The sequence below is a fragment of the Vibrio sp. D173a genome, assembly GCF_030248475.1.
In genome coordinates this window covers 1-7,321 of record NZ_JAHGAH010000170.1, presented here as the reverse complement: position 1 = coordinate 7,321, position 7,321 = coordinate 1, and the positions used below count along the sequence as shown (strand labels likewise).

Below are 7,321 nucleotides of genomic sequence, written 5' to 3'. Positions count from 1 at the left end.
CGTTGATGTTTTGAACGATGGAATCTCGAATTGTACACGATACATTCGATTATTTTTACCCGAACATTTAGTAAAAAGAGCTCTTGAAACCAAAGACTCCGACTCTTCACTAGCTTGGTTGTTGAGTGCAGTGAAGCATGCGGCATCATTTTAATAAGACGACTTTAGAAAGAACAGGGTGCATAGCGGCAATAGTCGCGCTCAGAGAACGTTAACGTTACGGCATTAACGAGCGGGCCCTAGTATGTTATCGGTATTTATGACCCTTTGGGTTATCAAGGGAAGCAAGTCGAAAGGCGACACTTCGGGTAAACAATAAATGCAAACGCGCGTGGTTGGCTGGCCAACAACAATTACTGGTCGGCGACGGTCAATGGTTCGAACTACAACAATCTGAACCTCAACAGCAACAACCCGAGCAACGAGAACTACGCGTCCTGCGTCTCAGGTTAACATAATTTTTCTGGAGTCGTCTTATTAAAATGAAGTCCTTTTTTAATCGTGAAATGTTCATAGTACGCGTTGTTTGGTAGTAGATAACGCTTGAGTTCGCCAAAATGGCAATGGTAAAGGCTTTCAACTTGCAATGATTGGCTTGGTTTAGTCGTCCATGGTAGCTGTTTACCGTGGATTGCATCGCCTTGAGTTGAGTGTAAAGCGGAGCCGCTCGAATTAGTTCAGCGGCAAGTGGTAGGTTGGCGGAAATGGTTTCAGAACCAGTTTGAACACGGTTAGTCCATTCCCATGAATATAAATATTTACAGCTTTAAGGAGCGTTGTTAATGAATAAACGATGGGCGATAGCGCTCTTGCTGAGTTCGTCCTCGCAAGCGTCATGGTATATTGAACCTCGCCTTTACTCAGGAGAGGAATTGAATAGTGGGGTCATGGCGCATTACTCGCTACCTTGGGGTGACGTGGGGGGCGGTTTGCTGTCTAACTTTAATGCTTCCAAAAAAAAGTACGAACTGGATGCAGAAGTGCAGTTAAGTAAGGCATTTCAGTTAAATGAGCACTGGGCGTTTGCCATTGGGTTTGGTTCACTGCTCGGAGAGCATTGGTTAAGCGATTATCAGTTTCGTTATCGAGTTAATGATTTTACCTGGCTGACGACGGGGTACCGGTATCATCTTGACGAAGATTATCACAGCCAAAATCAGTTCTATTTGGGGTATCGTTTGGGGATTGATGGTGCGGCGGATGTGCTGGCGCTCTCCCCTGCGTATAACGAGTTCGTGATGGATTCTGAGTTTTACGCGCAGGGTTTGTTTGGCGTCGGGGCAGATACCGAGCTGTGGGGAGCAGGGTTTGGCGTGAACTTCCCGTCATCGCCTTGGGGGGCGGAGTTTAATTTCGCCCGCTCGGACACAGAGAAGCGTCAAAATGACGAAGCTCACCTCAGTTGGATGGCGTTATCTGGCACCTATCGCTGGACGCATTTTCTCATGGATGACCTCACCTTAAAAAGCGGCTTGGGCGTGGCGAGTGTTCATCAAGAGCGTTGCTGTCAAGTTCGAGAAGATGAGCGTGGTTGGGCATTGACTCCAGATGTTGAGATTAGTTATCGACTGGGTCAGTACTGGGATGTGTTTGGTGGTTATCGCTTCTTTGTTGGCGATAAAGGCGCGTTATCTCCGAATGCGTTCACGCTGGGCGTTCGTGCGTATTGGTCGCGTCAGGCGCCGGTGACCACCTTGCTCAATGATGGTTATGTGCCGCCGGCTATGCAGACGTTACGCGACAATACCTTTGCTTTGTCCGAGCAGATTTCACAAGCCGTGAATACAGAGTACTCTGAACAAAATCAATTCTTTATTCAGCCGGATGCGACGGCGGTTCATTGGCATTCTTTGGTCTTAACGCTGGAAGATGGACGTGAATTTCATATCCCACTGTCGGGTCGAGCTGGTCGCTTGAAAACGCCATTGCCGGATGGTAAGCAGGTATTACGCTTTGCTTTGATTGGGCAAGAGAAAGAGGGCGGCGCTATTCGTCGGGTTGAGTCGACTCAGCTTGTGGTGACAGAGGAAGGAAAAGGATTCAATGTCCTGCTGTCGGTTCGGTCTCATGCTTTAGGAGAGAGTTTGCATGTGCAAGCGTATTAGTGCTCTTTGGGTTGGCGCTTTCTTCTTTTTATGCGCTTCATCTTTTGCAAGTGATGAGGTGGATTGGTCTGTCTTTGCAGGGTGGTGCCCAGCAAGTTTTGAAGCGTGTGCCGCGTCGTTATCTGATGAGGTGGTGCTTGATGAGGTATCGGCGCCGGGCCATCACGCGTTAAATGATGGTGACACGCTTTTGTTTTCAGAGTTGTTGCCAGCCTATCGCGCGTTAACACAGGGGCAGGCGGTTTCCGACCTTGATTCTTACATCCGCCGATTGAAAGTCAACATCGAAGTGCGTGAGCAGCTTTATCATTACGCGACGGGTAAGGGCGACATCCCGACTTTGCCTTCACGCAGTGAGTTGCGCCATTACCGTAAGGAGTTGAGTTATTTAAAATCCTTGCAAGCGGTCAATCAAAAGCAGAGGCAATTGTTGGAGAAGCGTCAGGATGATGACAGGTTATTTGAATTGAAGTCACAAGTGGCCTTGCTGGGTCGTCAACTGGATGACGCTGCTTCTGTGCTTAAAGAGCAACTGAAAAGTGATATCGAAATGGAAAAGCGCATCCTCCGTTACTTTATTTACAAAAGAGAGCAGGTCAGTGAATAAGACAATATTAACCACGGTCATGCTGGGTGGGTTTCTAAGTGGGGGGGGGCAAGGAGCGCCTTTATTATATACCGATTACATTGCGGCTTTAGAAGCGCCGGTTTCAAACGAGCTTCAGCAGTATGTCCGTGATGGCACCGCACCAGAGCGAGTGATGAATATTTTACTTAAGCAGAATCAAAAAGTGACACTGGACTCGTCGTTAGTCTTTTTAGATAACGTGAACTTTTTGCTTTCTGAGTCGGATTATGCGCCGTATCAATCGACATTGCATCAGATGGACATTCAGACGCGGATGCTCAATGGCGATGTTGAGGGCGGGGTGGCAGCCATTGCTCGTTTACCGTCATCAGAGCAATCCTCTTATCGTTTGTTGTGGGTTGCTGGGTTATTGCAGTTAAACCGCACATCGCAAGCGGTGGAAGTCTTCAATGCCTTGTCATCGGAAGAGTACCGTCACAATAAAGAGCCGGCGCTGAATGTGGCTCAATATATGGTGATTAACCATGGTGTGGCGAGTGATTCATTGCACTTTCCCGAGCAGGGTAATGATGCGTTTGCTCTGCAGTTGGCGAACGTTTACGAGCGCAGCGGTTTGTATGCCAAATCTTTGGGCGAGCGTCTTCGCCGTTTGTCGTTCATAGCGGCGCCCTCTGCTCAACAGGCTTATCGTCAAACGTTAGTGGCTTTTGCTAAAGAGCATGATTTAGTTCGTGATGAACGTCAACTGATGGAAGCCTACCTTGTTGCCGCTGTGGCGGGCGAGGGCGTTGTTGGTGAAAAGAGTGATGTGAATGATTACAGTCATGTGTTGGTGCAATACTATTTCGATGAACGTAATCAAGCGCAACAATCACGATGGTCTGATGAATGGCTAGAAGCACAACGACGCCTGAGTGACGTCGATACAGCGACGCGGCAAGCGTATCTTGAGAATCGCATTTATCGTTACCGCGCCTCTCGCCCTCCCGTTTTTTATTCAGACGTCGTGGCATTGGCGGGGCTGACGCAAGAGCGTCAAACGATTGTGAGCGAATATTCCGCGTCTTTGCCCTCATCGATTCAAATCCTGTTGCTTGAAGGGTTCTTTGCTCTTCCGCTTAAAGCCGATAACGCCACGCTTACCATGGCGGATGCTTATGCCCGTTTGATTGGGCAATGTAATGATACGGTCCCAATGGAAGTGAGGGCACTAAAAGGGCATCAATTTGTCAGTCACGATGACTTTGAGTTGGCACAGCAATGCTTTTCATCGGTGGTGTGGGGGCGAGTTGCGCTGTCTGACAGCATAATCTCGTCGCTTTCTCAAGAGCAAAATCAAGTGGATTACATGGCGATGAAGCAACGTGGTCATAGTGCGGCCATGATAGCCATGGCTCAACAAGGCGATGCGGCCATGCGTTTGGATGCGGCACTCTTTGCGGTGGAGGCTGAGCCATTGACTTTTGAGCGTTTGAATGTGCTGGGTGAGATTGGTGTTGTGTTGGCATTAACCGATGTGCAGCAAAAAGATATGAACGCTCGAATTAACGAACGATTGCGTCAAGAGGAGCAGTTTGAATTGCTCCTTCCTCGCTTAGAGCAAGCGCCAAAGGAAAATGCATTGGCGTTAGCGTATTGGTTTATGTCGCAAGACCAAGAAGAAAAAGCGGTGGCGTTTCTTTTGATGCGCTTAGCGCAGCCAGAGCCTTTGCTTGATATGGATGAAATCAAGGTGGTGCGTTATCTAGACAGTGTCTTTTCGTCTTTGTCGCAAGAGACTCAGCAGCACCTTCGCCAGGTTTCAAACGATGGTGTCAAAAAAATGCTGCAACTTCAGGCGCTCGAAGCGTCATTGGCTTTTCATATTGAAGAAGCCGATATGATGGTGGCGATTGAACAAGCGTTGGCGCAGTACCAACAATTAAAAACCTCATTGACTTCCGCGCCTGCGGCGAATGCGAGTGCGCAGCTGTGGTTGTTGGGGCAACTTGAATGGCAGTTGGGGCAATTTCTCAATCAACAAGTGGCGATGGCCCCAGAGGCATTAAAACCGATATTGAATGAGCAGGTGAAACAGAGAGAGGCTAAAGCAAGGCATTACGTTCATCAAGTTATTGAGCAGCGCGTTGAGGGCGTGATGGATACGCGAGTTCTTGATGCGGTGTTGTTTATGGAGAAGAACTAAATGAAACCATGGTTAATTGTGTGGGGGGGATTGATGTTGACGGGGTGCGCGCAACCACCTCAACCTAAAGAGCAAGTCTTGCAGGAGGATAGCCCCCCTTCTTGTGTGGCGTCACTTTCTCAGTTGGAGGCGCAAGCCTATGCCTATGTGCGAGCTTTTCAGGCGTGCGAGGAGCCAGTGACAAACGACGAGCTGGTTCGGCGATATGTGCAGGCGCTCATTGCAAGCGGGCAATATCAAACGCTATTAGAAGGCACTGCGTTTTCTGAGACGGTGGATGCCGAATTGGCACAATATTGGACGGACTGGGCGAGAGATGTATTGTGATGAGACGAGTCTCTAACGTATTACTTATTTGTGTCATGGGAAGCATGAATGCCTGGTCGCAAGAGGGCATGGACTCGGATGATGCCGGCATCGATGCTGGCGTGACGTTTGTTGATGCTCAATCTCAAGATGAAGTGCTTCGCCAATATTTATTGTCACCTCCGGCATTGGTTGATGAAGACCAGTCGGATGAGATGCTGTATGAATTTATGAATCAAAAAATCAAGTGGGAAGAAAATGACTGAAGTGATGATGACCTTTTTTAAAAGTGGTGGCGTTTTTATGCTTCCAATTGCGATTGTCGGGCTGATTGCCGTTGCGATTGTGATTGAGCGTATCGTCGTGATGCTTATTTATCGTTATCAAATTACCCAAGATACTCGTCAATTTGTTGACGGCATGCTCTTGGCTCCAGAAGAGGCGCTATCTCAGTTAACACAAAGTCGTTCAGTTCTTGCTCAGACGGTTCGCAGTGCGCTGGAAGCGTATCAAGTGAATTCGATTTCAAAGGAAGAGTTTGAAGAGTTGGTGGGCATCAGTGCTATTCATTCTGTTCGACGCTTAAGTCGTCGTACGACAGTTATTTCTACGTTAGCGAACGTGGCGACGTTATTGGGTTTGCTTGGTACTATCATGGGTTTGATTCAAAGTTTTGCGTCAGTGGCGCAAGCAACGGGCCCTGAAAAATCAACGCTCCTTTCTGAGTCGGTATCGGTAGCAATGAATACGACCGCTTTTGGTTTGATGGTCGCCATTCCGCTGCTGTTGGTGTATGTCTTTATCGATAATGCATCAAACAAAGCAGTAGAAAGCCTTCAAGTTGGGTGCGCTACGGTACAAAACAAGCTTTATCAGAAGCGAGACTGATATGAAATCGAATCCTTTTAATCGAAAGGCTTCAGAGAATGGTACAGAGCTAAACATTACCCCCTTTTTGAGTTTGATGGTGGTATTGATACCGGTCCTATTGGTGAGCGCCAAGTTTTCGTTGCTGGCGCAATACGATTTCTATTCTCGCGCAAACGATGTGTTTGCGAAGGAGGCCGCGACGCCTTATGTGCTTAGATTGACGGACAGTGATGTATTGCTGTCTCGCGGAGAGTCGGTGTTGTTTGTGCATGAAGTAGCCGACAAAGAGGTTTTGGTTTCGGCGTTAAGAATGCATTTACAGGCATTGTCAACCTCGGCGCCTTTGACGGTGTCACTTGAATCGTCTTATAGCTACCAAGAAATAGTGGGACTGTTCGATGTACTTTCTCCGTTTTCCGAGGTCTTTCCATCCATTTCGGTAAGGGTAGAGGTGTCGGAATAGCCATGAATGTACCGTTTCAACAATTGATGATGAATCGCCAAAAGAAGAGCGCCGCAGTTTTGAATTTGGTGTCGTTGATGGACATCTTTACTGTGCTGGTTTTTTTTCTGCTGTTTAATGTGCACGACGAGCAAGGGGTGGTTATGGGGCAGCACGTTTCCAACTTGCCGCTCTCAACGCAGGCCGTCTTACTTGATGAAGAAAGTAACATACAGGTGCTGGAGCTTGCCAGTGGTTCGGTAGCGTATTTTTCTGAGCAAGAAATACCTGTGGACAATGGACTTGCCGCCGTCACGGAAGCGATGACGCAATATTGCCAAAAGGCGAGTGAAACCTTGCCTTGTCAGCGATTGGCCATTGAAGCGCCGCCGGAGGTGCCCTATTCTTTTGTCAACCAATTTATCGAGCTAGGTCGAAGTGTTGGTTTTAAAAACGTTTATCTTGTGGTTGCACAAAAGTAAGAGGTATAGATGCAATTATTGTATAGCGAGCAGCGGGAAAATGCCTTTTTACTACTTTTGATGACCTGTTTTTCAATCGGTCTGATGCTGTTTGGGAGTCGCTTGGCAGACTTTGCGGTTCCTGAGCCTTTGGTGCAGGAAGAGGAAAAGGAGGCTGTGTTGCTCATGTTAGCTCCAGTCGTCTCCCAAGACACTTCAACTCTTGGCAAAGAAGAGAAGAGATCCTCGTTGGTAAAGAGCACATCGCCATCACGTACTCGATCTGAAGAGTTATCAGACATAAAGATTGACACAAAGGATGAGGCCATTTTTATGCTGGCAAAAGAACCAGAACCAGAACCA

9 protein-coding genes are annotated in these 7,321 nt (G+C 47.8%); all 9 read left to right on the top strand.

Features of this window, described 5'->3' with window-relative positions:
• Positions 1 to 782 precede the first annotated feature (782 nt).
• Entirely contained in the window at positions 783 to 2,105 is a 1,323-nt protein-coding gene (locus KIV40_RS17255; protein ID WP_285350431.1) for a hypothetical protein, read from the top strand.
• Entirely contained in the window at positions 2,089 to 2,712 is a 624-nt protein-coding gene (locus KIV40_RS17250; RefSeq protein WP_285350429.1) for a hypothetical protein, read from the top strand. The genes KIV40_RS17255 and KIV40_RS17250 overlap by 17 nt, the downstream gene beginning before the upstream one ends.
• Positions 2,705 to 4,879, top strand: a complete 2,175-nt coding sequence (locus KIV40_RS17245) for a hypothetical protein (protein WP_285350427.1) — start codon at positions 2,705 to 2,707, stop codon at positions 4,877 to 4,879. Before KIV40_RS17250 ends, KIV40_RS17245 begins: the two co-directional genes overlap by 8 nt.
• Positions 4,880 to 4,912: 33 nt before the next feature.
• Positions 4,913 to 5,206, top strand: a complete 294-nt coding sequence (locus KIV40_RS17240; RefSeq protein WP_285350425.1) for a hypothetical protein — start codon at positions 4,913 to 4,915, stop codon at positions 5,204 to 5,206.
• 44 nt (positions 5,207 to 5,250) lie between these two features.
• Entirely contained in the window at positions 5,251 to 5,451 is a 201-nt protein-coding gene (locus KIV40_RS17235; protein WP_285350423.1) for a hypothetical protein, read from the top strand.
• Entirely contained in the window at positions 5,444 to 6,073 is a 630-nt protein-coding gene (locus tag KIV40_RS17230) for a MotA/TolQ/ExbB proton channel family protein (protein ID WP_285350421.1), read from the top strand. Before KIV40_RS17235 ends, KIV40_RS17230 begins: the two co-directional genes overlap by 8 nt.
• 1 nt (position 6,074) lies before the next feature.
• A complete protein-coding gene (locus tag KIV40_RS17225) occupies positions 6,075 to 6,518 on the top strand; it encodes a hypothetical protein (RefSeq protein ID WP_285350419.1) in 444 nt (147 codons plus the stop codon).
• 2 nt (positions 6,519 to 6,520) lie between these two features.
• Positions 6,521 to 6,979, top strand: coding sequence for a biopolymer transporter ExbD (locus tag KIV40_RS17220; protein ID WP_285350417.1), 459 nt, complete (start codon positions 6,521 to 6,523; stop codon positions 6,977 to 6,979).
• A 9-nt stretch (positions 6,980 to 6,988) separates the two neighbouring features.
• Positions 6,989 to 7,321, top strand: a 333-nt coding sequence (locus KIV40_RS17215; protein ID WP_285350415.1) for a hypothetical protein, incomplete at its 3' end; no start/stop codon positions are given.